This is a genomic window from Pseudomonas sp. Lb2C2, assembly GCF_052112205.1.
GTDB lineage: Bacteria > Pseudomonadota > Gammaproteobacteria > Pseudomonadales > Pseudomonadaceae > Aquipseudomonas > Aquipseudomonas kilonensis.
The window spans coordinates 148,390-173,141 of sequence record NZ_JAUTYW010000003.1; the positions used below are offsets into that span (position 1 = coordinate 148,390).

Genomic DNA, 24,752 nt, shown 5'->3' on the forward strand with positions numbered 1-24,752 from the left:
TTTTTCTGTGAGTCGATGTGGCATGGGTTGGCTGGGCTGACGCCATCGCGAGCAAGCTCGCTCCCACAGTGGGTCGGTGTTGAACTCGATATCCGGCTCGACACAAAACCCCTGTGGGAGCGAGCTTGCTCGCGATGACAATCCTCCATTCCCCGCAGCTCTACCAGCCAACACCACCCCCTGTGGCGAGGGAGCTTGCTCCCGCTCGGCTGCGCAGCAGTCGTAAAACCGGGCGATGCGGCTGCCTGAAGGAATGCTGGGGACCTGCTGCGCAGGCCAGCGGGAGCAAGCTCCCTCGCCACAAAAGCCCGAAGCCTCAGGGCGAAAGGATCAGTGCGCCTCGTCCCAGTTATTGCCCACGCCCACTTCCACCAGCAGCGGCACGTCCAGCGTGGCGGCGGCGCTCATGTGCTGGCGGATTTCCTCGCGTATCTGGTCGACCAGGTCTTCACGCACTTCCAGCACCAGTTCGTCGTGTACCTGCAGGATGACCTTCGCATCCAGCCCGGACGCCGTCAGCCAGCGGTCCACAGCCACCATGGCTTTCTTGATGATGTCGGCCGCCGTGCCCTGCATCGGCGCGTTGATGGCGGTGCGCTCGGCGCCTTTGCGCAGGGCCGGGTTTTTCGCGTTGATGTCCGGCAGGTACAGCCGGCGACCGAAAATGGTTTCGACAAAACCTTGCTCGGCCGCCTGGGCGCGGGTGCGCTCCATGTACGCCAACACACCCGGGTAGCGGGCAAAGTAGCGGTCGATATAAGCCTGGGATTGTTTGCGATCGACGCCGATCTGCTTGGCCAGGCCGAACGCACTCATGCCGTAGATCAAGCCGAAGTTGATCGCCTTGGCGCTGCGGCGCTGGTCCTGGGTGACGGCTTCCAGCTCAACGCCGAACACCTCGGCAGCAGTGGCCCGGTGCACATCCAGGTTATGGCGAAACGCATAGAGCAGGCCTTCGTCCTTGGCCAGGTGCGCCATGATCCGCAGTTCGATCTGCGAGTAGTCCGCCGCCAGCAGCTTGTAGCCTTTCGGCGCAACGAACGCCTGGCGGATGCGTCGGCCTTCGGCCGTGCGGATCGGAATGTTCTGCAGGTTCGGGTCGATGGACGACAGGCGCCCCGTCGCGGCGACGGCCTGTTGATAATTGGTATGGACGCGACCCGTGCGGCTGTTGATCTGTTCCGGCAGGCGATCGGTGTAGGTGCTCTTGAGCTTGCTCAGCGAGCGGTACTGCATCAGCACCTTGGGCAGCGGGTAATCCTGCTCCGCCAGCTCGGCGAGCACCGCTTCGGCGGTGGACGCCTGGCCCTTGGCGGTTTTGCTGAGCACCGGCAAGCCGAGTTTTTCGTACAGGATCACGCCTAATTGCTTCGGCGAGCCCAGGTTGAATTCCTCGCCGGCGATGGCGAACGCCTCACGCTCCAGCGCCACCAGTTTCTCGCCCAACTCGACACTTTGTACGCCCAGCAGGTTGGCATCGACCAGCGCACCCTGGCGCTCGATGCGCGCCAGGACCGGCATCAGCGGCATTTCGATGTCGTTGAGCACGGTGCCCAGGCTTGGCGTGGCGGCCAGTTTTTCCTGCAAAGCCTGATGCAGGCGGAAGGTCACGTCGGCGTCTTCGGCGGCGTAAGGGCCGGCCAGTTCCAGGGAGATCTGGTCGAAGGTCAGTTGCTTGACCCCTTTGCCCGCGATGCCCTGGAAATCGGTCTTGCTCTGGCCCAGGTACTTGAGCGCCAGGCTGTCCATGTCGTGGCGGGTCGCAGTGGAGTCCAGCACGTAGGATTCAAGCATGGTGTCGAAGGCGATGCCCTGGACCAGGATGCCATTGCTCTGATCGCCACCGATGGCGCAATTGGCCAGGATGTTGGTTTCGAACTTGGCGTGCTGGCCGACCTTGAGCTTGTTCGGGTTTTCCAGCAGCGGCTTGAGCGCCTTGAGCACCGTGTCACGGTCCAGCTGTTCCGGCACGCCCATGTAGGAATGGGTCAGCGGGATGTAGGCCGCCTCGAAAGGGGCTACGGCGAACGACAAGCCCACCAGTTGTGAATGCTGGGCATCGCCGCCGTTGGTTTCGGTGACGAAGGCAAACAGCGGCGCTTTGTCCAGCTTGGCCAGCCACGCCTCGAAGCGCGCCTGATCGAGGATGACCTCGTACTTGGCTTCGGCAGCGCCGGGCTGTTCTTCGGCAACGTCGACGATCTCCTGGCCGGCACGCTTGGCGTCCCGCTGGTTGTCTTCGAACCAGCTCTTGAATTCCAGCAGCGTGTACAGCTCGGCGAGTTTCTCGTGATCCGGTTGGCCCATTTGCAGGTCGTCGAGGCCGACATCCAACGGTACGTCGGTCTTGATGGTCGCCAGTTCGTAGGAAAGCAACGCCATTTCCTTGTGCTCTTCGAGCTTGGCGGCCAGGGTCTTGGCACCACGGATCGGCAAGGTGGCGACGATGTCCAGTTGCGCATACAGCTCGGTCAGGCCGCCATTGACGCCTACCAGCAGGCCGGAAGCGGTCTTCGGTCCGATTCCAGGAACGCCTGGGATGTTGTCGGAAGAATCGCCCATCAACGCCAGGTAATCGATGATCTGCTCGGGAGCGACGCCAAACTTCTCCTTCACGCCAGCCACGTCCAGGGCGCTACCGGTCATGGTATTGACCAAGGTAATGTGCCCGTCGACCAACTGCGCCATGTCCTTGTCGCCGGTGGAGATCACCACCGGGCGGTCGGCCGCCGCGCTGCTGCGGGCCAGGGTGCCGATCACGTCATCGGCCTCGACGTTGTCCACGCACAGCAGCGGGAACCCCAGGGCCTTGACGCTGGCATGCAGCGGCTCGATCTGCACGCGCATGTCGTCGGGCATGCTCGGGCGGTTGGCCTTGTATTCGGCGTACAGCTCATCGCGAAACGTCCCACCCTTGGCGTCGAAGACCACGGCGAACGGACTGTCCGGATACTGCTTGCGCAGGCTCTTGAGCATGTTCAGCACGCCCTTGACCGCACCGGTCGGCAGGCCCTTGGACGTGGTCAGCGGTGGCAGCGCATGAAAGGCGCGGTACAGATAAGAAGAACCGTCCACCAGGACGAGGGGAGCTTGGCTCATGAGCAGGATCAACCTTTTCGGCGGGTCCGGGGCTAGAATAGCGGGACCGTTGACGACAAAGGGACAAGGTTATCATGCGTACACTCAATCGCCTGTTACTGGCTGGCTTGTTTGCAATCACCCCGCTGGCCGTCATGGCGGCGGACGACGCACCTTCGGCAGACCCGGACGTCACTATCCGCACCGAAGGTGACAGAACCATTCAGGAGTATCGGCAAAACGGCTTTCTGTACGCGATCAAGGTCACGCCCAAGAACGGCAAGCCTTATTTCCTGGTGCGTGCCGACGGCACTGATGCAAACTTCATCCGCTCGGACCAGCCGGATATGCTGATTCCATCGTGGAAAATCTTTGAGTGGTAATACCGCTCTGCACTTCAACCGGCGCCCGCTGAAGGGCGCCCGTACTGGCAGTTTTAACCATGTCTGTGTTCACGCCCCTGGCTCGGCCCGAGCTGGAAACCTTTCTCGCCCCTTATGGGCTTGGCCGCCTGCTTGATTTTCAGGGGATTGCCGCCGGCAGCGAAAACACCAATTTCTTTATCAGCCTGGAGCAGGGCGAATTCGTCCTGACCCTGGTCGAGCGCGGTCCGGTGCAGGAAATGCCGTTCTTCATCGAACTGCTGGACGTGCTGCATGACGCCGACCTGCCGGTGCCTTACGCCTTGCGCACCACCGACGGCGTCGCGCTGCGGGAACTGGCGGGCAAGCCGGCGCTGCTGCAACCGCGCCTGGCCGGCAAGCACATCAAGCAGGCCAATGCCCAGCACTGCGCCCAGGTCGGCGAGTTGCTGGCGCATCTACACCTCGCAACCCGCGACAACATGATCAAACGCAAGACCGATCGCGGCCTGGACTGGATGCAGGAGGAGGGCGCCAAGCTGCTTTCGCACCTCGACGCCGAGCCACGTCGGCTGCTTGAGGCGGCGCTGGATGAAATCTCGTTGCAGAAAGTCGGCATCCTGGCGCTGCCGCGCGCCAACATCCATGCCGATCTGTTCCGCGACAATGCGATGTTCGAAGGCACGCACCTGACCGGGCTGATCGACTTCTACAACGCCTGCTCCGGGCCGATGCTGTATGACGTCGCCATTGCCTTGAACGACTGGTGCTCGGACGACGACGGCGTGCTCGATGGCCCCAGGGCGCGAGCGTTGCTGGGCGCCTATGCGGCGCTGCGACCGTTTACCGCCGCTGAGGCGCAACTGTGGCCGACCATGCTGCGCGTGGCGTGCGTGCGGTTCTGGCTGTCGCGGTTGATCGCCGCCGAGTCGTTTGCCGGGCAGGATGTGTTGATCCACGATCCGATGGAATTCCAGCAGCGCTTGGCACAGCGGCAGACGGTTCACACGGTGTTGCCTTTTGCCCTGTAACAACCGACAAGCGCAAGGCTTTTGTGGCGAGGGAGCTTGCTCCCGCTCGGTTGCGCAGCGACCGCAAGATTTTTAGGGCCGCTTCGCAGCCCAGCGGGAGCAAGCTCCCTCGCCACAGGTACTGCGTTGGCAGGCTATAGCGACTCCAGGCACCCCGCCAGATCATTCCCCAACTTCTCCAACAACTGCTCATAGCCCTGCGCCGTCGCCGGGGTATAGCCGCCCAGCGCATCGAGCTCCGCCAGCTTCACCGGCAACCCGGCCACCAGGGTTTCGGCCAGGCGCGGGCGCAGGGGCGGTTCGCTGAAGACGCAGGTCTTGCCCACCGCCTGCAAGCGCGTGCGCATTGCCGCCACATGCTGGGCACCGGGCTGGACTTCGGCGGCCACGGCGAACACCCCGGCGTGCTTGAGGCCGTAGTTGTCTTCGAAATAGTCGAACGCCTCGTGGAAGACGAAATACGGCTTGCCCGCGACCCCGGCCAGACGTGCCTTGAGGCGTGTGTCCAAGGCATCAAGACGCTGGTTGAAACCCTTGAGGTTGCTTTGATAGCGGGCCGCGTTGGCCGGATCCGCCGCGCTCAGGTCCGCCGCCATTTTCGCGGCGATCACTCGCGCATTGAGCGGCGAGAGCCACAGGTGAGCATCCACGGTGCCGGGGCGATGGTCGTGATCGTGTTCATCGGCGTCATGGTCATCATCTTCGTGGGACGCGCTGTCCTGGGCGAAGTGACGCAACTTGAGCCCAGGCAAATCCTGGATAGCGACGGAGGGCAGCGTGCGACCGTTGAGCACCCGCGGCAGAAAGCCTTCCATATCGGGGCCGATCCAATAAAGCAGGTCCACCGACTGCACCTTGCGTACATCCGATGGCCGCAACGCATAGTGATGCGGCGAAGCCCCTGGCGGCAGCAACACCTCTGGAACGGCCACGCCGTCCTGCACAGCGGCGGCAATCAATTGCAGCGGCTTGATGCTGGTGAGCACCTTGACGTCGGCCTGGGCCGGGGCGATCAGTAGAAAACTTGCGACAAAAGCGACAAAGAGCGAAAAAAATCGGGACACGATGACCACTCGTAGAGGCGAGAACGGGTAACATAATAACGTCTCTCACTAAACTCGTCGCTGCCCATGCCTATTACCCCCCTTGCCAGTCGTCCTCACGATCACTCCCACTGCGTGCACAGCGCGCTGTCCGAGGCCGACGCCATCTGCGCGCGCCAAGGGTTGCGCCTGACCGCCCTGCGTCGGCGCGTGCTGGAATTGGTCTGGCAAAGCCACAAGCCACTGGGCGCCTACGACATCTTGGCAGTGCTCAGCGAGCAGGACGGCCGCCGCGCCGCGCCGCCGACGGTCTACCGGGCGCTGGATTTCCTCTTGGAAAACGGCCTGGTGCATCGCATTTCGTCGCTGAACGCCTTTGTCGGCTGCAACCACCCGGAGCACGCCCACCAAGGTCAGTTCCTGATCTGCCGCGAATGCCACGCCGCCATCGAGCTGGAACAGAAGTCCATCAGCGATGCCATCATCGCCAGCGCCAAGGACGTCGGCTTCGTGGTCGAGAGCCAGACCGTCGAAGTGGTCGGTCTCTGCTCCGGCTGCCAGGGGGCCTGATGAGCAATGCGTTGATCCGCCTCGAACAGGTGGCCGTGACGTTCGCCGGGCAGAGCGTGCTGGACAACATCCACCTGAGCGTCGAGCCGGGGCAGATCGTGACCTTGATCGGCCCCAACGGCGCCGGCAAGACCACCCTGGTGCGCGCCGTGCTGGGTTTGCTCAAGCCCGACAGCGGCAGCGTCTGGCGCAAGCCCAGGTTGCGCGTCGGCTACATGCCGCAAAAACTCCACGTCGACCCGACGCTGCCGCTGTCGGTGCTGCGCTTCCTGCGCCTGGTGCCAGGCGTGGACCGCGCACGCGCCTTGGCCGCGCTCAACGAAGTCGGCGCCGAACAGGTGATCGACAGCCCGGTGCAAAGCGTGTCCGGGGGCGAGATGCAGCGCGTATTGCTGGCCCGCGCCCTGCTGCGTGAGCCTGAGCTGCTGGTGCTCGACGAGCCGGTGCAAGGGGTCGATGTAGCGGGGCAGGCCGAGCTGTACAGCCTGATCACGCGCCTGCGCGACCGCCACGGCTGCGGCGTGCTGATGGTCTCCCACGATTTGCACCTGGTGATGAGCACCACCGACCAGGTGGTCTGCCTCAACCGCCATGTCTGCTGTTCCGGGCATCCCGAGCAAGTCAGCGGCGATCCGGCCTTCGTCGAGCTGTTCGGAAAAAACGCACAAAGCCTGGCGATTTATCACCATCACCATGACCACGCCCATGACCTGCATGGTTCAGTGGTCAGTGCCCCTTCTGCTTCCAATCATGTTCATGGAGATGGCTGCAAGCATGGCTGATTTTCTGTTGTACGCCCTGCTCGCAGGCTTGGCACTCGCCCTGGTAGCCGGCCCCCTGGGTTCGTTCGTGGTCTGGCGGCGCATGGCCTATTTCGGCGACACCTTGTCCCACGCAGCGTTGCTCGGCGTGGCCTTGGGGTTTCTGCTGGACGTCAGCCCGGCGGTGGCGGTGACCGTTGGCTGCCTGTTGCTGGCGGTGGTGCTGGTGACCTTGCAACACCGCCAACCGCTGGCGTCCGACACGCTATTGGGTATTTTGGCGCCGAGCACCCTGTCCCTCGGGCTGGTGGTACTAAGCTTCATGCATGACGTGCGGATTGACCTGATGGCCTATCTGTTCGGCGACCTGTTGGCGATCAGCCCGATGGACCTGTCGTGGATCCTCGGCGGTAGCGCAGCGGTGCTGCTGTTGCTGGTGGCACTCTGGCGTCCGTTGCTGGCCGTCACCGTGCACGAGGAACTGGCCCGGGTCGAAGGCCTGCCCGTGCTGGGTTTGCGGCTGGCGCTGATGCTGCTGATTGCGGTGGTCATCGCGGTGGCGATGAAAATCGTCGGGGTGTTGCTGATCACTTCATTGCTGATCATCCCGGCGGCTGCGGCACAGCGTCACGCTCGCTCACCCGAGCAGATGGCCCTGGGCGCGAGCCTGCTGGGCATGCTCGCGGTGTGTGGCGGGCTGGCACTTTCCTGGTTCAAGGACACCCCGGCCGGCCCGTCGATCGTGGTCAGCGCCGCCGCGCTGTTTCTGCTGAGTTTTGTCCTGCCTCGTCGAGGGGTGTAGACTTGCTCGCTTTTTGCGCAAATAGAGAGTCGCAGGAATGAAGCCGTTCGCCTCCCGTTATCTGCTCCTTGTCGCATTTTCCCTGCTGCTGGGCGCCTGCCAGAGTACGCCGCCGGTCACCCAGGCCCCCGATACGCGGGGCCCGGCCATCGCGCAGCTCGAGCAAAGCCTTGCCAGCAATGAGCTGGCCACCGCCGAAGACCAGTTGGCCGCCTTGCAAGCCCAGTCGCCCGAAGACCGCTCGCTGGAACCCTACCAGCGGCAATTGGCCGAGGCGTATTTGCGCCGCAGCCAGATCGACCTGCAAAAAGGTGATGTCAACGCCGCTGCCACCGCCCTGAGCCGTGCCCGAGCCTTGATGCCCAAGGCCCCAGCCCTCACCGGCGAGGTCAACAGCGCCATTGCCGAAGCCCGCAAGGCCGACCTGGATAAAGCCGAGGCCGACCTCAAGGCCGCCGAAGCCAAACCGGTCGCCAAAGTGATCGACCCGAGCGCCCCCAGCACCACGGTTGCGCTCAACCTCGCCGATATACAGCAAATGCGTCGACAACTGGATGCCATCGCCGCCGACGTGGTGAATTATCAGTGTGACGTCAGCATCCAGGCGCCGCGCACCGATGATTATCCTTGGTTGGCGACGTTGCTGAGCAAGCGGGTCAAGAAACTGGACCCGGGGTTTGATTTGAAGCTGCAGAAGCAGATTTTGCGCAGTGTGCCGGCGCAGATGGTGCTGACACCGCGTAAGCCCTAAAAGCATCGCGAGCAAGCTCGCTCCCACAGGGGTTTTGTGTCGATCACGAAACCCCATGTGGGAGCGAGCTTGCTCGCGATAGCGCCCTACCAGACAACAAATCTCTCTAGGCTGGAACCGCCTTCGCCTTAGCCTCCCGCGCCCAAACCCGATGCTGAGCAATCGCCGTAAAAAACCGCGAAAAACCGCTCGCATCCGCATCTTCGATCAACCCCGCATCCACCTCCAGCTTCAACTCCACCAACAACTGCCGGGCCTCACCATGAAGCCCAATGGCTTTCAGATGCTTGTAGGCCTCCAGCACGTAATGCAAGGCCACGCCGTCGCGACTCAAGGCCTTGATCGACTCCGCCCCACCGGGCACGAACACCGCGTCAAAGGCAATCGACGGCAACCCTTCCATGGACGCATCCACCGCCAGCGTTTTCCCATCGGCCGTGGTCACCGGCGCGGAGGTCGGCCCCAGCACTTTGGCGTGGGCGCCCTCGGCCTTCAGGGCCTTCTTGAGCGCATCAATGATCGCGCCATCGACACCGTTAGCCACCAACACCGCCACTTTTCGCGTCTTGATGTCGCCGGACAGCAGGTTCGCCTGGCTCAAGGCCGGAGACTGCTCCAGCGATGGCGTTGGCACATCGACGGTGCCAGCGGTAGGCACCGGCAGCCCAAGGTTTTTCGCCACTCGCCCGGCCAGTTCCAGGTCGATATTGGCGAGGATCTCATTGACCTGCCGCGCCCGGATGAACTCACGCTCCACCTTGCCCAGCTCGAAGCTGTAGGCAGCGATGATGTGCTCCTGCTCATGAGGACTCATGCTCTTGTAGAACAACCGCGCCTGGGAGAAATGATCACCGAACGAATCGCTGCGTTGGCGGATCTTGTAGGCGTCGATGCGCTCTGGATAACTTTCAAAGCCGCCGTCTTCCGGTCCAGGCGGGGTTTCCTTCGGCCAGCCGCCGTCGATGGAGTTCGGCTCGTAGGAAGCACGCCCCTTGTCGATGGTGGTGCGGTGCATCGCATCCCGCTGGCCGTTGTGTACCGGCGTGATCGCCCGGTTGATCGGCAGCTCATGAAAATTCGGTCCACCGAGTCGGCTGATCTGCGTATCGGTGTAGGAAAACAGCCGCCCTTGCAGCAACGGGTCATTGGAAAAGTCGATGCCCGGCACGATGTGCCCGGGGCAGAACGCAACTTGCTCGACTTCGGCGAAGAAATTGTCCGGGTTGCGGTTCAGCACCATCTTGCCCAGGGGCGTAATGGGCACCAGCTCTTCAGGGATGATCTTGGTCGGGTCGAGCAGGTCGAAGTCGAATTTGTGCTCGTCTTCCTCGGCGACAATCTGCACGCCGAACTCCCATTCCGGGTAGTCGCCCATCTCGATCGATTCCCAGAGATCGCGACGGTGGTAGTCCGTATCTTTACCCGCCAGCTTCTGGGCTTCGTCCCACACCAATGAACAGGTCCCAGCCTTGGGTCGCCAGTGGAATTTGACGAAGCTGCTTTTGCCTTCCGCATTGATCATGCGGAAGGTGTGCACACCAAAACCCTGCATCATGCGTAGGCTTTTTGGAATGGCACGGTCAGACATCGCCCAGATCACCATGTGGGCCGACTCCGGCACCAGCGAGACGAAATCCCAGAACGTGTCGTGGGCCGAGCCGCCTGTAGGAATTTCGTTATGGGGCTCGGGTTTTACCGCGTGGACAAAGTCCGGAAACTTCACCGCGTCCTGAATGAAAAACACCGGCATGTTGTTGCCCACCAGGTCGAAGTTGCCTTCGTCGGTGAAGAACTTCACCGCAAAGCCACGCACGTCCCGCACGGTGTCGCCGGAGCCGCGTGGGCCTTGCACAGTGGAAAAACGCACGAACACCGGGGTTTTCTTGCTCGGATCTTGTAGGAAACCGGCCTTGGTCAATGCCGAATGCGCGTCATAGCTCTGAAAATAACCATGGGCGCCGGTCCCACGGGCGTGGACGATGCGCTCCGGGATACGCTCATGGTCAAAGTGCGTGATTTTTTCACGCATGATGAAGTCTTCCAGTAACGAAGGGCCGCGGGGGCCGGCGCGCAGGGTGTTCTGGTTATCGGCGATCTTCACGCCCTGGTTGGTGCGCAACGCCTGTTCCGTGGCGTCGGAGCGAAACTGTTCCAGGCTCTCGAGCTTGGCGTTGGTGTTGCCGCGATCCAGTGTGTCGGTCCCGGCCAGTTGGCTCTTGTTGACCGTGGGCTTTTTGGTACTCATCAGGCATGACTCCTCTTTGCGTTCCTCGCCATGGCCAGGAATCTGAGTTCAATGCCGCAGGTGCATGACCCCGGCATTTCAAGTGGCTTAATGAGTGACCGACGCCGTTTGGCCGTGTTCCTTTTTTATGGCCTTTGATCGCGTTATTGCCAAATGACAGGTCTGATCGCAAATAAATGCTAAGAACCTCTATACGGACAGGCTAAAATGCGCGCCCGGCTAACCGCTGATCCTTTTCCAACGCGCCCCACAAGGTTCGCTACGTGATCGAGTTTCAAGACGTCCATAAAACCTACCGAGTCGCTGGTAGGGATATCCCCGCCCTGCATCCGACCAGTCTGACGATTGAGAACGGTCAGGTCTTCGGCCTGATTGGCCATTCCGGTGCGGGAAAAAGTACCCTGCTGCGCCTGATCAATCGCCTGGAAGATTCCACCGGCGGCAAGATCATCGTCGACGGCGAGGAAGTCACCGCCCTGGACGCCAGCGGCCTGCGCCGCTTCCGCCAGCAAGTCGGGATGATCTTCCAGCACTTCAACCTGCTGGCGTCCAAGACCGTGGCCGACAACGTGGCGCTGCCACTGACGCTGGCGGGCGAGTTGTCCCGCAGCGAAATCGACCAGCGCGTCGCCGAGTTGCTGGCGCGGGTGGGCCTGTCCGACCACGCCCGCAAATACCCGGCGCAACTGTCCGGCGGCCAGAAGCAGCGCGTCGGCATCGCCCGCGCCCTGGCGACCAAACCCAAGATTTTGCTGTGCGACGAGGCCACCAGCGCCCTCGACCCACAGACCACCGCCTCGGTGCTGCAACTATTGGCGGAGATCAACCGCGAGCTGAAGCTGACCATCGTGCTGATTACCCATGAAATGGACGTGATCCGCCGCGTTTGCGATCAAGTGGCCGTGATGGACGCAGGCGTGATCGTCGAGCAAGGCCCGGTGGCCCAGGTGTTCCTGCACCCCAAGCACCCGACCACCAAGCGTTTCGTCCAGGAAGACGAGCAGATCGACGAAAGCGAACAGCGCGACGATTTCGCTCACGTCCCAGGGCGCATCGTGCGTCTGACGTTCCAGGGCGAAGCGACCTACGCGCCATTGCTCGGCACCATTGCCCGGGAAACCGGCGTGGACTACAGCATCCTGGCCGGTCGTATCGACCGCATCAAAGACACCCCCTACGGGCAACTGACCCTCGCCATCACCGGCGGTGACATGGAGGCGGCGTTTGCCCGCTTCACCGCGGCCGATGTCCACATGGAGGTGCTGCGCTAATGGAACTGTTGAATTCGTTCTTCTCCAACATCGACTGGCTGGAAATCTGGCTGGCGACGGGCGACACCTTCCTGATGCTGTTCGGTTCGCTGCTGTTCACCGTGCTGCTTGGCCTGCCGCTGGGCGTGCTGCTGTTCCTGTGCAGCCCGCGCCAGTTGCTCGAAGCCCGCGGCGTGTATGCGCTGCTGTCGCTGATCGTGAACATCCTGCGTTCGCTACCGTTCATCATCCTGTTGATCGTGATGATCCCGTTCACGGTATTGATCACCGGCACCTCCCTGGGCGTGGCCGGCGCGATCCCACCGCTGGTGGTCGGCGCCACACCGTTCTTCGCCCGCCTGGTGGAAACCGCCCTGCGCGAAGTCGACCGCGGCATCATCGAAGCGACCCAGGCCATGGGCGCAACGACGCGGCAAATCATCGTCAACGCCTTGCTGCCGGAAGCCCGCCCAGGCATTTTTGCAGCGATTACGGTGACAGCGATTACGCTGGTGTCCTACACGGCCATGGCCGGTGTGGTCGGCGCCGGTGGTTTGGGCGACCTGGCAATCCGGTTCGGTTACCAACGTTTCCAGACCGATGTGATGGTGGTCACGGTGGTGTTGCTGCTGGTGCTGGTGCAGGTCCTGCAAACCGTGGGCGACAAGTTGGTTGTGCATTTCTCTAGAAAATAAGGCCTCGCGGCCAATAAACCATGAGCCGGCCATTCGCTGGCAGGCGCCGAGAGCAGGCGCCTCAAAAGGAGTTAGCTGAATGAAGAAACTACTGGTTGCCTTCGCTGCCGCCGCAGCGTTTTCCGCCCACGCCGCCGACACCCTGACCGTCGCGGCCACCCCGGTCCCGCACGCGGAAATCCTCGAATTCGTCAAACCGGCCCTGGCCAAAGAAGGCGTGGACCTCAAGGTCAAAGTCTTCACCGACTACATCCAGCCGAACGTACAAGTCGCCGAAAAGCGCCTGGACGCCAACTTCTTCCAGCACCAGCCGTACCTGGATGAGTTCAACAAGGCCAAGGGCACGAACCTGGTGAGTGTGGCCGGTGTGCACCTGGAACCACTTGGCGCGTATTCCAGTAAGTACAAGACACTCGCCGAATTGCCAGGTGGTGGCAACGTGGTGATCCCGAACGACGCCACCAACGGCGGCCGTGCGCTGTTGCTGCTGGCTAAGGCTGGGGTGATCAAGCTGAAGGATTCGAACAACATCCTGTCGACGACCAAGGACATCACCGAGAATCCGAAGGATCTGAAATTCCGTGAGTTGGAAGCGGCGACCATTCCGCGGGTGCTGACCCAGGTGGATCTGGCGTTGATCAATACCAACTACGCGTTGGAAGCCAAGCTTGATCCATCCAAGGATGCGCTGGTTATCGAAGGTAACGACTCGCCTTATGTGAACATCCTGGTGGCTCGCGAGGATGATAAGGACAGCGAGGCGATGAAGAAGCTGGTGGCGGCGCTGCATACGCCGGAAGTGAAGGCTTTTATTCTTGAGAAGTACAAAGGTGCGGTTTTGCCGGCGTTCTGATCTGATCAGGTGGTGAAAAAACGGGGCTGCGTGGGAATGCAGGCCCGTTTTTTTTATGCTCGGAGATGTGCGCGTCGCGCAAAGGCCCGCAGATCACGGGCATTCATCAAATTTGATTGACCTAGTGATTGTCCCGCAACAATACTTATCCCAACGCATGAGGGGTGACTCTCGTGCCTACCTTCCGAGGCCCGCTTGAGAGAAATCTCTGCGGGCTTTCGTGTTTCTATGGCAAGAAATCCGGTCTCTAAGATGCATCACGTCGCGTACATGAACGAATTCGGGCACGTCAGCCAGTACGTTTAAGCCAGAACCAGTGATACCGCTTGTATGCTATTCAGGTGATTGATGTAGTTTTGCAGCGCATCGATCACGGTTTGCTGCGCCCCGGAGCGCTTCGGCCAAACGAAATTCCGATAGAAGTGTCGACGTCCAGCCGATTGGGGTGATTCGCACGGCCAAGGCTGGCGCAATTCATTGAAGTAGGGTATTCCTTAGCTAAGGCGTGGCATTGTGCCACCAGCCCAATCGATGAGGACAGTAGTTAGATGGCAAACAGAAACGATGAGGCTTCAGAGAAGGGTGCTCTAACGTGTGGTTTGGTGATGCCTATATCTGCAATCGACGGATGTACTGCTGAACATTGGGCTGACGTAAAAAATATTATCTGTGATGCTATTGGCGGAATAGAGGGTTTAAATTTCATACCAAAACTTGTCAGCGAACAAGATGATGTTGGCGTCATACAAAAGAGAATTGTTCAAAATATATATTTATCTGACATTGTTGTTTGTGACGTTAGTTGTAAAAATGCAAATGTCATGTTTGAGCTCGGCATGAGATTAGCATTTGACAAGCCGACCATTCTGATCAAGGACGATAAAACAGACTTTTCATTCGACACTGGAGTCATTGAACATCTTTTATACCCGCGAGACCTACGATTTTCTCGTATAGTAAACTTTAAAAAATCTTTAGCGGAAAAGGTCCTTGCTACATATCAAGCATCTATAAACGACCCATCGCATTCGACTTTTTTAAAAAATTTCGGGAGTTTTAAAGTCGCCGCACTGAGCCAAACAGAGGGCACTCCTGACCAAGTCATACTTGACATGTTGCAGGATATATCACGTGACGTATCAAGGTTAAAAAGAACGGCATATACCAACAACAGAAAAGCCATAAGCAACATTGATAAGTTCGAAGAAATCAATGCAGCCACACAACGATACAAGCACGACTCTGGCTGGCCAGGAAACACCGTAGAACTGCTAGGCAATGAGGCTTATTACAAATATGTTGAGAATAATATCAGTTTGCGACCATTTAATTCTAGGGCTGACTTTGTAGCCGCAGTAGATGAATATCTTTTAACGGATAGCCTGTAGCCATAACTTGAGTAAAGTATCTAACCTCCCTAATAAACTGAAAATATAGAAACAGAAAAAGCTTATTTTATTAGGCAATAAGACTTTTCGCTTTGATCGTTCTTTGTTGCTATATTTTTGCGGAAATAGGATTTTTTAGAAAAGCCAGCTAGGCTATAGCACCTCCGGCTCCCTTGCATGCATTCTTCAGACATATAGAGCCATGGCTTGGTGATGTGATTCAAAAAGTCCCCTAGACAAAGGGGACATAGACAAAGGCGACGAATTTATTACAGCTTTTATATCTGCCCCGTTTTCTCCTAAGTTACACACATGAGTTTCGCTTTAACCAAAAAAATTCGTCTTTTTTCGCACAACCGTATAGAACTGGGATTTAATTTAAATTATCACCTCTAAACCATGGTCCAACATCAGTTGCGCTACCGTCTCCCTTCCACCCTCAACAGCATCTAACTGCCTTAGAACATTAGGCAGCTCGTTGCTATGTTTGATTTGGTCATTCTTTGAGGCCATTCTGACAATCTCGCTCACCTGTTTGTACGTAGGTTCAAGATCCTGAAGCATTTGTCTTAATGTACGACCATAGGTGTTTGCCTCGGCAAAACTTGCAGAATTACAATATATCGTCATCAAGCGATCAATAACTATTGGTGGTATAACCAGCCAACCAGCTCGATCTATTTCAGCATGTGTTGCTTTCATTATTCTTTTGTTTGAAATAGCAACCAACTCTGCTGGCACAGGGGGAGAAATGTAAAACCAATCAAAATCATTAAACAATGCAGGTGGAGCATTTTCTACAAACGTTAGGAGCCGCAATTGATCCGCTTTTGACAAAACGTTCCATAATCCCAGCTTTTCCAACCTAACGACCATCACTACCGCTCTACATAATTCATCATCAGTGCGCATGCGTTCTATTATTTGTTTAACAGAATCTGCGAAAAATCTTTCCCACAAATTTGGTTGAATGCATTTTAAGGCCAAAAGCGCGAGTCTGCATTTTTTGAATTTTGCCTCTATCTCTTCTTCGACAAATACGGTTTTTATTAGAATTCTTAAAAGATTGCTAAATAATGAATCCCTACAACGTTTCAAAGGTCCAGCTTCAAAAAGCGTAATAACATCATCAACTTCGTTAGGAAAAAATTTAGACTCTATGTCATTAAGTACGCGCTCCAAAGCAGCCTTGCCTTGAGATGCAGGTTTTGAAAGTATAGAGCTGACAGCATTAAAAATATGGACTCGAGCTAGCTCCGCTGATGCCGAAAAAACCTCATTATCCGAAACTTGTGAAGGATGAGCACAGCGATTTCGATCTTCTACCAAGCGCATAATATCTAAATATTCAAGATGCGAGATAAATTCAAATTTATCTTTTGCCATTAACGGCAGTTCTTTCTCGAAGTTTAGCGCACCGGGAAGATTATTAGCTTTTTGAATTTGTTCGAATCTTGTTATTTCTGCTTGCGCTTGCTTATCACCTCCTGCCGCCAACTCTCTTATTTTATCGACCAAATCGAAGGCAACTGCAATCCAGCACGCCACTACCGACGAGCGATAGGCGCCTGCTTTATAACATGTAACAGCCTCTTCAATATATTTTCGAGATCGAGGATCTTCACAACTTAAAACTAGCTCGTCCAGATCTCTGAGCATTTTTCCCCCGATGTGTCCGTTGATTGGCGGCTTTCTTATTTCAATATCTCATAATGGCGATAAGGCGGCAATCAGCTCTAGAGCCGAAAACAATCCAACGCACCCACCGAAACACTAATCCGTATCACAGGCCAATTGGCTCAATCCTCCCGGTATAGACCTGCCAGATTTCAGTTCTCCCAGTCAACATCTCTGACGCCCGCAGACCAACGGAAACGAGGACGGTTTAACTTAGCTGTTTCTGATCACGCTATACATTCATCTACAGGAAGCTTCAAATCGACGACTGCCCGTCTCTAAATCTCCGGCCGATATTTCAACTGAGAGGCCGTAAAAAGCAACCCGACGAAAAACGTCGGGTTTTTCCACTGAGGGGTTGTCCGTACTATCTCGGATCAACGTTATCCAACACCCGATTCGCCAACAATGAACTCAATTCGATCAACTGCTGAATGCCGAGAAGGATGTGACGGCGGGGGCCTTCCAGGTCGAAGGCCAGGTTGCTGACCATCGCATCGGCTGCCGCCAGTGTTTCGCTGAGGTTCGCGAGGAGGGATTCGTTGTCGGCGTTTTTTGCGACGGTGAAGAGTTGGCCCGGCTGGGATGCATCTTCGGACTTTTCCGGTTTTGGTAGCAGGTAGTAATCCAAGGCGCGATTGGTGGCTTCGTCGTGCTTTTTGGCCTTGGATTTGGCGTGGCCTGTCTCTGGAGGGTTCGGAGTAGGTTTGAACATTGGGACTTTTCTCTAGTAGGGCCGCACCGTCTCGCTACTAAACGAAAAGGAGGCAGCTGTGCGCAAGTTAGTAGACCGGTAAAGTCACCAAACCCGGCGCGCCCGAAGGCGCCTTGCGCACAGCCACCATCAAGTGCAGGCAAACGCCTGACTGGATGACACTCATGCAACCGTAGATGACTAACCGAGCTACTAAACCCGACCACTGATGGGCAGTGGCAGGGAAACGATAGAACCCGGGGGCAAGGCGCACAAGCGGGCGGATTCTGGCGTAGTTGTAGGCAATGGCGCAAGGATTCGTAGCTTGATGGAAGGGTGGCTGTGGCGGAATAAACAGGGCGTCGTTTTGCCTTGGAATTCGGCGCTAGAGGGCCGTTCTAGCTATGCAGCCTGACGTTGTCGTAACGCATCACAAAACGCTGCAAGTCGATCTGCCCGTCATGCTTTACTGACGTTCTGTCACTTCCTAGCTGTAACGTATGCTCACGCGCCTTCAAGGGTGATCCGTACCGAGAGCCGTATACATAATGTCCTTCGCCGAGCTGAAATCCTTCCACATGGTCGCCCGCCTGGGCAGCATCACCCAGGCGGCGAAAAAGCTCGGCCTCAGCCAGCCCACGGTCACCACGCAGATCCGCAGCCTCGAAGGGCAGTACGGTGTCGAGCTGTTCTACCGGGGTGGTCGGCGTCTGACCCTGAGCGATGAAGGCGTGCGCCTGCTGCCCATGGTGCAGCAGTTGCTGCAGCAAGAGGCCGACATTGAGTTTTTCTTGCGCAACTGCGGCCAGGTACAAGGTGCCCTGCGCATCGGCGCCACGGCGCCTTATTACATGCTCGACCTGGTGCGGCGCTTCCGTGAGCAACTGCCGCAATGCGAGGTGACGCTGGAGATCGGCAACTCGCAGCAGGTGATCGAAGCGCTGGAAGACTATCGCGTAGACCTTGCCGCCTCCTCGCTGTTGGTCGAAGACCCGCGACTGACCCGCCTGCTGTTGGGCCACGACCCACTGGTGTTGGCCGTACACCGTAGCCACCCATTGGCCGCGCGGGAGCGCGTGCCGCTTGCGGCCCTGGCCGGGCACTGCCTGCTGATGCGCGAGAAAGGTTCGACCACTCGGGTGCTCACCGAGCAGTTGCTGCGCGACGCCGGTGTGGCGCTCGGCTCATTGCTGGAGATCGGCAGTCGCGAGTCGATTCGCGAAGCGGTGCTGCGCAATATCGGCATCAGCATCATCGCCCGCCACGAAGTGCCGACCAGTAGCGAGTTGCGGGTGATCGAACTGGACGGCGCGCCGCTGATTGCCGAATACCTCTACTGCCTGAAGGAGCGCCGCAGCGCGCGCCTGCCGGCGGTCTTTCTGGCATTGGCGCGGGAAGCCGCGAGCACCTCATAGGGTGCCTTGCGCCCGCCTTTTGGGCGAAAGCACTGCATAAATCCACCGATACCACTATCGGCAGTTTTTGCCCAACTGCCATAAAGCCTTAGCACCCTGTGTCCAGGATGGACCTCGTATTCCACCGACGAGGTTCCGCCATGGCTACAGTTAGCTTGCAACTGCGCGACATCCACAAGGCCTTCGGCGCCTTTCAGGCGCTGGACGGCGTGTCGCTGGACGTCTCTGCTGGCGAGCTGGTGTGCCTGCTCGGCCCCTCTGGCTGCGGCAAGACCACCCTGCTGCGCTGCATCGCCGGGCTGGAGCGCCAGGATGGCGGCCATATTTTCTTCGGCAATCGTGATGTCTCCACGCTACCACCACAGGCTCGCGACTACGGCATCCTGTTCCAATCCTACGCGTTGTTTCCCAACCTCACGGTGGCGCAAAACATCGGTTACGGCCTGGCCGGCAACAGCCGCGAGATCCTCCGTGCACGGGTCGCCGAGATGCTTGAGCTGGTCGGCCTCAAGGGCAGCGAGCAGAAATATCCCGGCCAACTCTCCGGAGGCCAGCAACAGCGCGTGGCCCTGGCCCGTGCCCTGGCGCCGGCGCCCCAGCTATTGCTGCTGGACGAACCGATGTCGGCCCTCGACGCTCGCGTGCGCGAACACCTGTGCGGCGAGTTGCGCCAGTTGCAGAAGAGCCTGGGCATCACCACCGTGATGGTCACCCACAACCAGGACGAGGCCATGCTCATGGCCGACCGTATCGCGGTGATCAACCACGGTCGGGTCGAGCAATACGCCACGCCCCAGGAGATCTATCGCGCGCCCGCCACGCCCTTCGTCGCCGAGTTCGTCGGCCAGGGCAACTGGCTGCCCTACGAGCGCGACGGCGAGCACGCCCGGGTTGGCGAGCTTAGCCTGCGTCTGCACGGCGTCCGGCCGGCCGAACGCGGCCGCCTGTTCTGCCGCCCCGAAGCGGTGGTGGTCAACCCGCCGGTGCACGAAGACAACCTGTTCAGCGCACAGATGCGCGAGATCACCTTCCTCGGCAATCGCTGCCGCCTGAGTTTCGAGCTGGACGCCCTGCCGGGGCATGCCCTGCTTGCCGAGCTGGCGCCGGACGCCATGCCGCGCCTGGGCGCCCCGCATATCTGGGTGGCCCTGCCGCCACGCAGCCTGCAAGTGTTCGTCTGATGGAACAGGTATTGCTGAGCAAGCCCCAAGCCGGCGCGCGGCGCCTGCCTGCCGACCTGGCCGACCGGGTATTCGTCCACGGTGGCCAGTGGTTGCTGCTGGTGCTGCTGGTTCTCGCCGTGCTGCTGCCGCTACTGGCCATGCTTTGGCGCGGCTTTGCCAGCGAGCCCGGGCAGGGCGGTGGGCTGACGGCGGCGGCCGAGTTGTTCGGCAGCGCCAACTTCCGCTGGCTGCTGGGCAACAGTCTGGCGGTCTCGCTGACCGTGGCCGCCATCGTCGTGCCGCTATCCTACGCCTTCGCCTATGCGCTGCAGCGTACCTGCGTGCCGGCCAAGGGCCTGTGGCGCGGCATTTCCCTGCTGCCGCTGCTGGCGCCGTCGATATTGCCGGGCATCGCGCTGATCTACCTGTTCGGCAACCAGGGCGCGCTCCGGCACCTGCTCACGGACAATATCTATGGCTTCTGGGGCATCGTCATCGGCGAAGCCATCTACACCTTCCCCCATGCGCTGATGGTGCTGCTTTCGGCTCTGGCCCTGGCCGATGCGCGCCTGTTCGACGCCGCCTCGAGCATGGGCGCTTCACCGTGGCGGGCATTTCGCAGCATCACCTGGCCGGGTAGCCGACAGGGCGTGTTCGCTGCCTTCTGCCTGGTGTTCACCCTGTGCATCACCGATTTCGGTGTACCGGTGGTGGTCGGCGGCGATTATCAGGTGCTGGCGCTGGAGGCCTACAAAGCAGTGGTCGGGCAGCAGCAGTTCGGCCGTGGCGCGCTGATCGGCATGGTCCTGCTGCTGCCGGCGCTGTTGAGCTTCGCCGTCGACCTGTGGTTGCGCCGGCGTCAGCGCGAGGCAATGAGCGGCCGCGCCCAGGTTTACCAGCCGCAACCATCGCGCCGCCGCGACCTGGCCTTCCTCGCCGTGGTGCTGCTGATCTGCGCGGCGCTGCTCGGCGTGTTCGGCATGGCGATGTACTCGTCGCTGGTCAAGTTCTGGCCCTACGACCTGTCGCTGTCGCTGCACCACTACGCCTTTTCCGAACTCCCCGGCGGCTGGCAGGTGTACCGCAACAGCCTGCTGCTGGCCAGTTGCACAGCCGTGTTCGGCAGCCTGCTGACCTTCACCGGCGCCTACCTGCTGGAGAAGACCCGGCAGAGCCCGCTGACCCAGGCCCTGCGCCTGCTCAGCTTCGTGCCGATGGCGGTGCCGGGGTTGGTGCTGGGCCTGGGCTACGTGTTTTTCTTCAACCTGCCGGGCAATCCGCTGCACGGCCTGTACGGCAGCCTGACCCTGCTGGTGGCGTGCACCATCGCGCACTTCCTGACCACTGCGCAGTTGACCGCCAGCGCCGCGCTGCGCCAGCTCGATGGCGAGTTCGAGGCCGCCGCGCTGTCGCTGAAGGTGCCGCTGCTGCGCCACTTTTTGCGCGTCACCCTGCCGATCTGCCTGCCGGCGTTGCTCGACATCCTGCGCTACCTGTTCGTCTCGGCGATGACCACGGTGTCGGCGGTGATCTTCCTCTACAGCCCGGACAGCCTGCTCGCCGCCATCGCCGTGCTGAACATGGACGACGCCGGCAATGTCGGCGGTGCCGCCGCCATGTCCACCCTGATTCTGCTCACCTCGGCCGCGGTTTCGCTGCTGCTGGCGGGGGCCTCACGCGGCGTGCTGCGTCGGGCCCAAGCCTGGCGCACGGCCGCCGGCCATTGATTACCCTGGAGACTGCCATGCACTACCAACACCCCGACCGCCTGCACGCCGCCATTCTCGACTGGGCCGGCACCGTGGTCGATTTCGGCTCCTTCGCGCCGACCCGCATCTTCGTCGAGGCCTTCGCCAGTTTCGACGTCGAGATCAGCCTGGACGAAGCGCGCGGGCCGATGGGCATGGGCAAGTGGGACCACATCCGCGCCTTGTGCAACCTGCCGGCGATTGCCGAGCGCTACCAACGCCGCTTCGGCCGTCTGCCAAGCGACGAAGATGTGACGGCGATTTATGAGCGCTTCATGCCCTTGCAGATCGCCAAGGTCGGCGAACACTCGGCGCTGATCCCCGGCGCGCTGGCGTGTATCGCCGCCCTGCGCGAGCGCGGGCTCAAGCTCGGCAGCTGCTCCGGCTATCCCAAACAGGTGATGGACAGGGTGGTCGAGTTGGCCGCCGCCAACGGATACCGCCCAGACCACGTGGTGGCCACCGACGAGGTGCCCAAGGGCCGGCCGAGCCCGGCCCAGGCGCTGGCCAACGTCATCGCCCTCGGCCTCGACGACGTGGCCGCCTGCGTCAAGGTCGACGACACCGAGCCGGGCATCCTCGAAGGCCGCAGCGCCGGCATGTGGACCGTGGCGCTGCGCTTCTCCGGCAACTTCCTGGGCCTTGACTGGGCGCAGTACCAGGCCCTGACACCCGCGCAGCGCGAAGCCGAGCGCACGCGCATCGACGCGCTGTTCGCGCCGAGCCGGCCGCATTACCTGATCGACACCCTCGCCGAACTGCCGCCGGTGATCGACGCGATCAACGCTCGCCTGGCCCGGGGCGAGAGTCCGCAAGCCAACTGAATTCAAATAACCAACGCCACGCAATACCAACCAAGGAGCTCTTCATGTTCAAACGCACCGCTCTGGCCGCCGGCCTGCTCGCCGCTTGCGCCATGCAGGCCCAGGCCAACACCGAGCTGACCGTGTACACCGCCCTCGAAGTGGAACAGCTGGCCGCCTACAAGGCCGCCTTCGAAAAGCTGCACCCGGATATCGAGATCAAGTGGGTACGCGACTCCACCGGCATCGTCACCGCCAAACTGCTGGCCGAGAAAGATCGCCCGCAGGCCGATGTGGTGTGGGGACTGGCCGGCTCGAGCCTGGCGGTGCTCAAGCAGCAGGGCATGCTCGAAGCCTACGCCCCGGCCAACCTGGACAAGATCGGCGCCAACTACCGCGACACCGCCAACCCACCGGCCTGGGTTGGCATGGACGTGTGGGCTGCGACCATCTGCTTCAACACCATCGAGGCCGAGAAGCAGGGCCTGCCCAAGCCGACCAAATGGGAAGACCTGACCAACCCGGTGTACAAGGGCAAGATCGTCATGCCCAACCCGGCTTCGTCCGGCACCGGCTACCTCGACGTCAGCGCCTGGTTGCAGACCTTCGGCGAGCCGCAGGGCTGGGCCTACATGGACAAGCTGCACCAGAACATCGGCCAGTACACCCACTCCGGCTCCAAGCCGTGCAAGCTGGCCGCCGCCGGCGAGTTCCCCATCGGCATCTCCTTCGAGTACCCGGCAGTGCAGCTCAAGCGCAAGGGTGCGCCGCTGGACATCGTCCTGCCGAAGGAAGGCCTGGGTTGGGAGATCGAGGCCACCGGCATCATCAAAGGCACCGAGCAGTTGGACGCGGCGAAGAAGCTCGCCGATTTCTCCGCCAGCCGCGAGGCCATGGACCTGTACAAGGCAAATTTCGCCGTGCTGGCCCAGCCGGGCATCGCCGAGCGCTTCCAGGAACTGCCCGCCGACTACGAGCAGCGCCTGATCAAGAACGACTTCGCCTGGGCCTCGGAAAACCGCGACAAGATCCTCGCCGAATGGCGCAAGCGCTACGACGGCAAGTCCGAACCTGTCGCCCAGTGAAGTGGCCGGCAGAATCCTGTTGGCGGTGTGACGCGGGTCTGCTGTACGGCTCGCCCGCGAGCCTTGCCAGAGGGGTTCTGCCCATCACTGCTGCACGTTGATTCATCCGGCTGCGTTGACGGCCACCTTTTTCGTTCCAGGAGTTTCCCCATGAGTCAGCACGACTGCGATCTGTTGATCGTCGGTGCCGGCATGCTCGGCCTCGCCCATGCCTGGGCCGGCGCCAAGCGCGGCCTCAAGGTACGTGTGTTCGAGCGCAGCCACACGCCGCTCGGCGCCTCCATCCGCAACTTCGGCCAGGCCCTGGTCACTGGCCAGGCACCCGGCGTGATGCTCGACCTGGCTCGCCAGTCCCGCGGCCTGTGGGCCGAACTGGGCCAGGCCGCCGGCCTGCAGCTCAAGCAACAGGGCTCACTGCTGTTTGCACGCAGCGAAGCCGAAGAAGCCTTGCTCGAAGCCTTCTGCGCAGGCCGTGCCCGTGAACAGGGCTACCGTGTCGAGTTGGTGCGCGGTGCCGCGCTGGATGGGCTGTACGGCGGGCGTTTCGCCCACCATCGCGCCGCCCTGCATGGCCTCGACGACCAGCAGCTGTATTCCCGTGAGGCACTGCCGCAGATCGTCGATTACCTGCGCGGGTTGGGCGTGCAGTTCCATTTCTCCACCTTGGTGCGAGACGTCGAGCCAGGTAGCGCCCTGACCAGCGCCGGGCGCTCCAGTGCCAGGCACATCGTGGTCTGCTCCGGACACGATTATCAGACCTTGCTGGCAGAGCCGCTGGCCGCGCTCCAGCCTTCGGTGTGTCGCTTGCAGATGCTGCGCGCCCGCCTGCAACAGCCGCTGGACCTGCAACACGCGGTGCTCACCGGTCTCAGCTGCGTGCATTACGGCGCTTTCGCCGATCTGCCGGAAGCCGAGGCCATTCGCGCGCAGATCCGCCGCGAGCAGCCAGAACTGGAAACCCACGGCATCCACCTGCTGGTCAGCCCGACGCCCCATGGCGAGCTGATCATCGGCGACTCCCACGACTACGGCGACGACGCCTCGCCGTTCAATGCCGAGGCCGTGGACGACCTCATGCTGGCGCTGGCCGAGCACACCCTGGGCGGCAAGCTGCAGGTGCTGGAACGCTGGCAGGGCGTATATGGCTCGCGCGGGCCCGGCCCGTTCAGCGTGGTGCAAGCCGGAGCAGGCGTCAGCGCCGTACTGATGCACACCGGCCTGGGCATGAGCGTCGGCCTCGGCCTCGGTGAGCGCAGCCTGGCGGCCTTGCTCGGCGAAGGAGAATGGCCGCGGGCCAACGCCACAAGCCTGCATCGCACGAGCGCGGAACAAGCGGTG

The 24,752-nt window shown here is 60.5% G+C and carries 20 protein-coding genes and 1 pseudogene; 16 read left to right on the forward strand and 5 right to left on the reverse strand.

Translation table 11 applies throughout. The annotated features are described in order from the left end of the window. Window positions 1–330 precede the first annotated feature (330 nt). Entirely contained in the window at window positions 331–3,099 is a 2,769-nt protein-coding gene (gene polA, locus Q7F16_RS09015) for a DNA polymerase I (protein WP_409555673.1), read from the reverse strand. Between the two features lie 74 nt (window positions 3,100–3,173). Between polA and Q7F16_RS09020 the strand changes: the two genes are divergently transcribed. Both Q7F16_RS09020 and Q7F16_RS09025 read left to right on the forward strand, forming a co-directional pair. Continuing rightward, entirely contained in the window at window positions 3,174–3,461 is a 288-nt protein-coding gene (locus Q7F16_RS09020; protein WP_014335817.1) for a DUF2782 domain-containing protein, read from the forward strand. Between the two features lie 59 nt (window positions 3,462–3,520). Beyond that, complete coding sequence (locus Q7F16_RS09025) at window positions 3,521–4,471, forward strand: homoserine kinase (protein WP_079301410.1); 951 nt, start codon at window positions 3,521–3,523, stop codon at window positions 4,469–4,471. Window positions 4,472–4,605: 134 nt separating this feature from the next. Here the strand turns inward: Q7F16_RS09025 and znuA are convergent, their stop codons facing one another. Next, entirely contained in the window at window positions 4,606–5,535 is a 930-nt protein-coding gene (gene znuA / locus Q7F16_RS09030; protein WP_079301411.1) for a zinc ABC transporter substrate-binding protein ZnuA, read from the reverse strand. A 66-nt stretch (window positions 5,536–5,601) separates the two neighbouring features. Between znuA and zur the strand changes: the two genes are divergently transcribed. The 4 genes from zur to Q7F16_RS09050 are packed head-to-tail and all read left to right on the forward strand — an operon-like array spanning window position 5,602 to window position 8,398. After that, the gene (zur, locus tag Q7F16_RS09035) at window positions 5,602–6,084 is read left to right on the forward strand and encodes a zinc uptake transcriptional repressor Zur (RefSeq protein ID WP_046063403.1); all 483 of its coding nucleotides are present in this window, start codon (window positions 5,602–5,604) and stop codon (window positions 6,082–6,084) included. Then, a complete protein-coding gene (gene znuC / locus Q7F16_RS09040; protein ID WP_063323624.1) occupies window positions 6,084–6,866 on the forward strand; it encodes a zinc ABC transporter ATP-binding protein ZnuC in 783 nt (260 codons plus the stop codon). Before zur ends, znuC begins: the two co-directional genes overlap by 1 nt. Next, window positions 6,859–7,647: a zinc ABC transporter permease subunit ZnuB gene (znuB, locus tag Q7F16_RS09045; RefSeq protein ID WP_409555674.1), complete on the forward strand. Its 789-nt coding sequence runs from the start codon at window positions 6,859–6,861 to the stop codon at window positions 7,645–7,647. The genes znuC and znuB overlap by 8 nt, the downstream gene beginning before the upstream one ends. A gap of 37 nt (window positions 7,648–7,684) precedes the next feature. Next, a complete protein-coding gene (locus Q7F16_RS09050) occupies window positions 7,685–8,398 on the forward strand; it encodes a PA5502 family lipoprotein (RefSeq protein WP_046063401.1) in 714 nt (237 codons plus the stop codon). Window positions 8,399–8,504: 106 nt separating this feature from the next. Here Q7F16_RS09050 and katE read toward each other — a convergent pair whose 3' ends face one another. Continuing rightward, window positions 8,505–10,646 carry a catalase HPII gene (gene katE / locus Q7F16_RS09055; protein ID WP_409555834.1) on the reverse strand — a complete coding sequence of 714 codons (2,142 nt, stop codon included), beginning with the start codon at window positions 10,644–10,646 and terminating at the stop codon, window positions 8,505–8,507. A 260-nt stretch (window positions 10,647–10,906) separates the two neighbouring features. Between katE and Q7F16_RS09060 the strand changes: the two genes are divergently transcribed. From Q7F16_RS09060 to Q7F16_RS09075, 4 genes are all read left to right on the forward strand, one after another. After that, window positions 10,907–11,914, forward strand: a complete 1,008-nt coding sequence (locus Q7F16_RS09060; RefSeq protein ID WP_014335810.1) for a methionine ABC transporter ATP-binding protein — start codon at window positions 10,907–10,909, stop codon at window positions 11,912–11,914. Continuing rightward, window positions 11,914–12,588 carry a methionine ABC transporter permease gene (locus tag Q7F16_RS09065; RefSeq protein ID WP_014335809.1) on the forward strand — a complete coding sequence of 225 codons (675 nt, stop codon included), beginning with the start codon at window positions 11,914–11,916 and terminating at the stop codon, window positions 12,586–12,588. Before Q7F16_RS09060 ends, Q7F16_RS09065 begins: the two co-directional genes overlap by 1 nt. Window positions 12,589–12,667: 79 nt before the next feature. Continuing rightward, on the forward strand, window positions 12,668–13,441 hold the full coding sequence (locus Q7F16_RS09070) for a MetQ/NlpA family ABC transporter substrate-binding protein (RefSeq protein WP_003196203.1): 774 nt from the start codon (window positions 12,668–12,670) through the stop codon (window positions 13,439–13,441). A 548-nt stretch (window positions 13,442–13,989) separates the two neighbouring features. Continuing rightward, a complete protein-coding gene (locus Q7F16_RS09075; protein ID WP_409555675.1) occupies window positions 13,990–14,829 on the forward strand; it encodes a hypothetical protein in 840 nt (279 codons plus the stop codon). Between the two features lie 378 nt (window positions 14,830–15,207). Here the strand turns inward: Q7F16_RS09075 and Q7F16_RS09080 are convergent, their stop codons facing one another. After that, window positions 15,208–16,488, reverse strand: coding sequence for a hypothetical protein (locus Q7F16_RS09080; protein ID WP_409555676.1), 1,281 nt, complete (start codon window positions 16,486–16,488; stop codon window positions 15,208–15,210). Window positions 16,489–16,873: 385 nt separating this feature from the next. After that, entirely contained in the window at window positions 16,874–17,221 is a 348-nt protein-coding gene (locus Q7F16_RS09085) for a DUF6124 family protein (protein WP_046063398.1), read from the reverse strand. A 527-nt stretch (window positions 17,222–17,748) separates the two neighbouring features. On the opposite strand from Q7F16_RS09085, the gene Q7F16_RS09090 reads away from it, so the two are divergent. The 6 genes and pseudogenes from Q7F16_RS09090 to Q7F16_RS09115 all read left to right on the forward strand — a co-directional run. After that, on the forward strand, window positions 17,749–18,615 hold the full coding sequence (locus Q7F16_RS09090; protein WP_204127192.1) for a LysR family transcriptional regulator: 867 nt from the start codon (window positions 17,749–17,751) through the stop codon (window positions 18,613–18,615). A gap of 140 nt (window positions 18,616–18,755) precedes the next feature. Further along, entirely contained in the window at window positions 18,756–19,796 is a 1,041-nt protein-coding gene (locus tag Q7F16_RS09095; protein WP_409555677.1) for a putative 2-aminoethylphosphonate ABC transporter ATP-binding protein, read from the forward strand. After that, entirely contained in the window at window positions 19,796–21,505 is a 1,710-nt protein-coding gene (locus Q7F16_RS09100) for a putative 2-aminoethylphosphonate ABC transporter permease subunit (protein WP_409555678.1), read from the forward strand. The genes Q7F16_RS09095 and Q7F16_RS09100 overlap by 1 nt, the downstream gene beginning before the upstream one ends. 17 nt (window positions 21,506–21,522) lie before the next feature. Beyond that, window positions 21,523–22,350, forward strand: coding sequence for a phosphonoacetaldehyde hydrolase (phnX, locus tag Q7F16_RS09105; protein WP_046063394.1), 828 nt, complete (start codon window positions 21,523–21,525; stop codon window positions 22,348–22,350). Window positions 22,351–22,394: 44 nt separating this feature from the next. Then, the gene (locus Q7F16_RS09110; protein WP_046063393.1) at window positions 22,395–23,414 is read left to right on the forward strand and encodes a putative 2-aminoethylphosphonate ABC transporter substrate-binding protein; all 1,020 of its coding nucleotides are present in this window, start codon (window positions 22,395–22,397) and stop codon (window positions 23,412–23,414) included. 150 nt (window positions 23,415–23,564) lie between these two features. Continuing rightward, window positions 23,565–24,695 (forward strand): annotated as a pseudogene (locus tag Q7F16_RS09115) (TIGR03364 family FAD-dependent oxidoreductase); the annotation flags it as partial. Window positions 24,696–24,752 lie beyond the last annotated feature (57 nt).

What these genes read in the sequence shown, in the direction of transcription:
- Q7F16_RS09080 (WP_409555676.1), bottom strand. Translation starts at nt 16,488, where the DNA reads ATGCTCAGAGATCTGGACGAGCTAGTTTTAAGTTGTGAAGATCCTCGA.
- Q7F16_RS09095 (WP_409555677.1), top strand. Translation starts at nt 18,756, where the DNA reads ATGGCTACAGTTAGCTTGCAACTGCGCGACATCCACAAGGCCTTCGGC.
- Q7F16_RS09075 (WP_409555675.1), top strand. Translation starts at nt 13,990, where the DNA reads ATGGCAAACAGAAACGATGAGGCTTCAGAGAAGGGTGCTCTAACGTGT.
- Q7F16_RS09110 (WP_046063393.1), top strand. Translation starts at nt 22,395, where the DNA reads ATGTTCAAACGCACCGCTCTGGCCGCCGGCCTGCTCGCCGCTTGCGCC.
- Q7F16_RS09050 (WP_046063401.1), top strand. Translation starts at nt 7,685, where the DNA reads ATGAAGCCGTTCGCCTCCCGTTATCTGCTCCTTGTCGCATTTTCCCTG.
- Q7F16_RS09065 (WP_014335809.1), top strand. Translation starts at nt 11,914, where the DNA reads ATGGAACTGTTGAATTCGTTCTTCTCCAACATCGACTGGCTGGAAATC.
- Q7F16_RS09085 (WP_046063398.1), bottom strand. Translation starts at nt 17,221, where the DNA reads ATGTTCAAACCTACTCCGAACCCTCCAGAGACAGGCCACGCCAAATCC.
- Q7F16_RS09090 (WP_204127192.1), top strand. Translation starts at nt 17,749, where the DNA reads ATGTCCTTCGCCGAGCTGAAATCCTTCCACATGGTCGCCCGCCTGGGC.
- znuB (WP_409555674.1), top strand. Translation starts at nt 6,859, where the DNA reads ATGGCTGATTTTCTGTTGTACGCCCTGCTCGCAGGCTTGGCACTCGCC.
- Q7F16_RS09070 (WP_003196203.1), top strand. Translation starts at nt 12,668, where the DNA reads ATGAAGAAACTACTGGTTGCCTTCGCTGCCGCCGCAGCGTTTTCCGCC.
- phnX (WP_046063394.1), top strand. Translation starts at nt 21,523, where the DNA reads ATGCACTACCAACACCCCGACCGCCTGCACGCCGCCATTCTCGACTGG.
- Q7F16_RS09020 (WP_014335817.1), top strand. Translation starts at nt 3,174, where the DNA reads ATGCGTACACTCAATCGCCTGTTACTGGCTGGCTTGTTTGCAATCACC.
- Q7F16_RS09025 (WP_079301410.1), top strand. Translation starts at nt 3,521, where the DNA reads ATGTCTGTGTTCACGCCCCTGGCTCGGCCCGAGCTGGAAACCTTTCTC.
- zur (WP_046063403.1), top strand. Translation starts at nt 5,602, where the DNA reads ATGCCTATTACCCCCCTTGCCAGTCGTCCTCACGATCACTCCCACTGC.
- Q7F16_RS09100 (WP_409555678.1), top strand. Translation starts at nt 19,796, where the DNA reads ATGGAACAGGTATTGCTGAGCAAGCCCCAAGCCGGCGCGCGGCGCCTG.
- znuC (WP_063323624.1), top strand. Translation starts at nt 6,084, where the DNA reads ATGAGCAATGCGTTGATCCGCCTCGAACAGGTGGCCGTGACGTTCGCC.
- polA (WP_409555673.1), bottom strand. Translation starts at nt 3,099, where the DNA reads ATGAGCCAAGCTCCCCTCGTCCTGGTGGACGGTTCTTCTTATCTGTAC.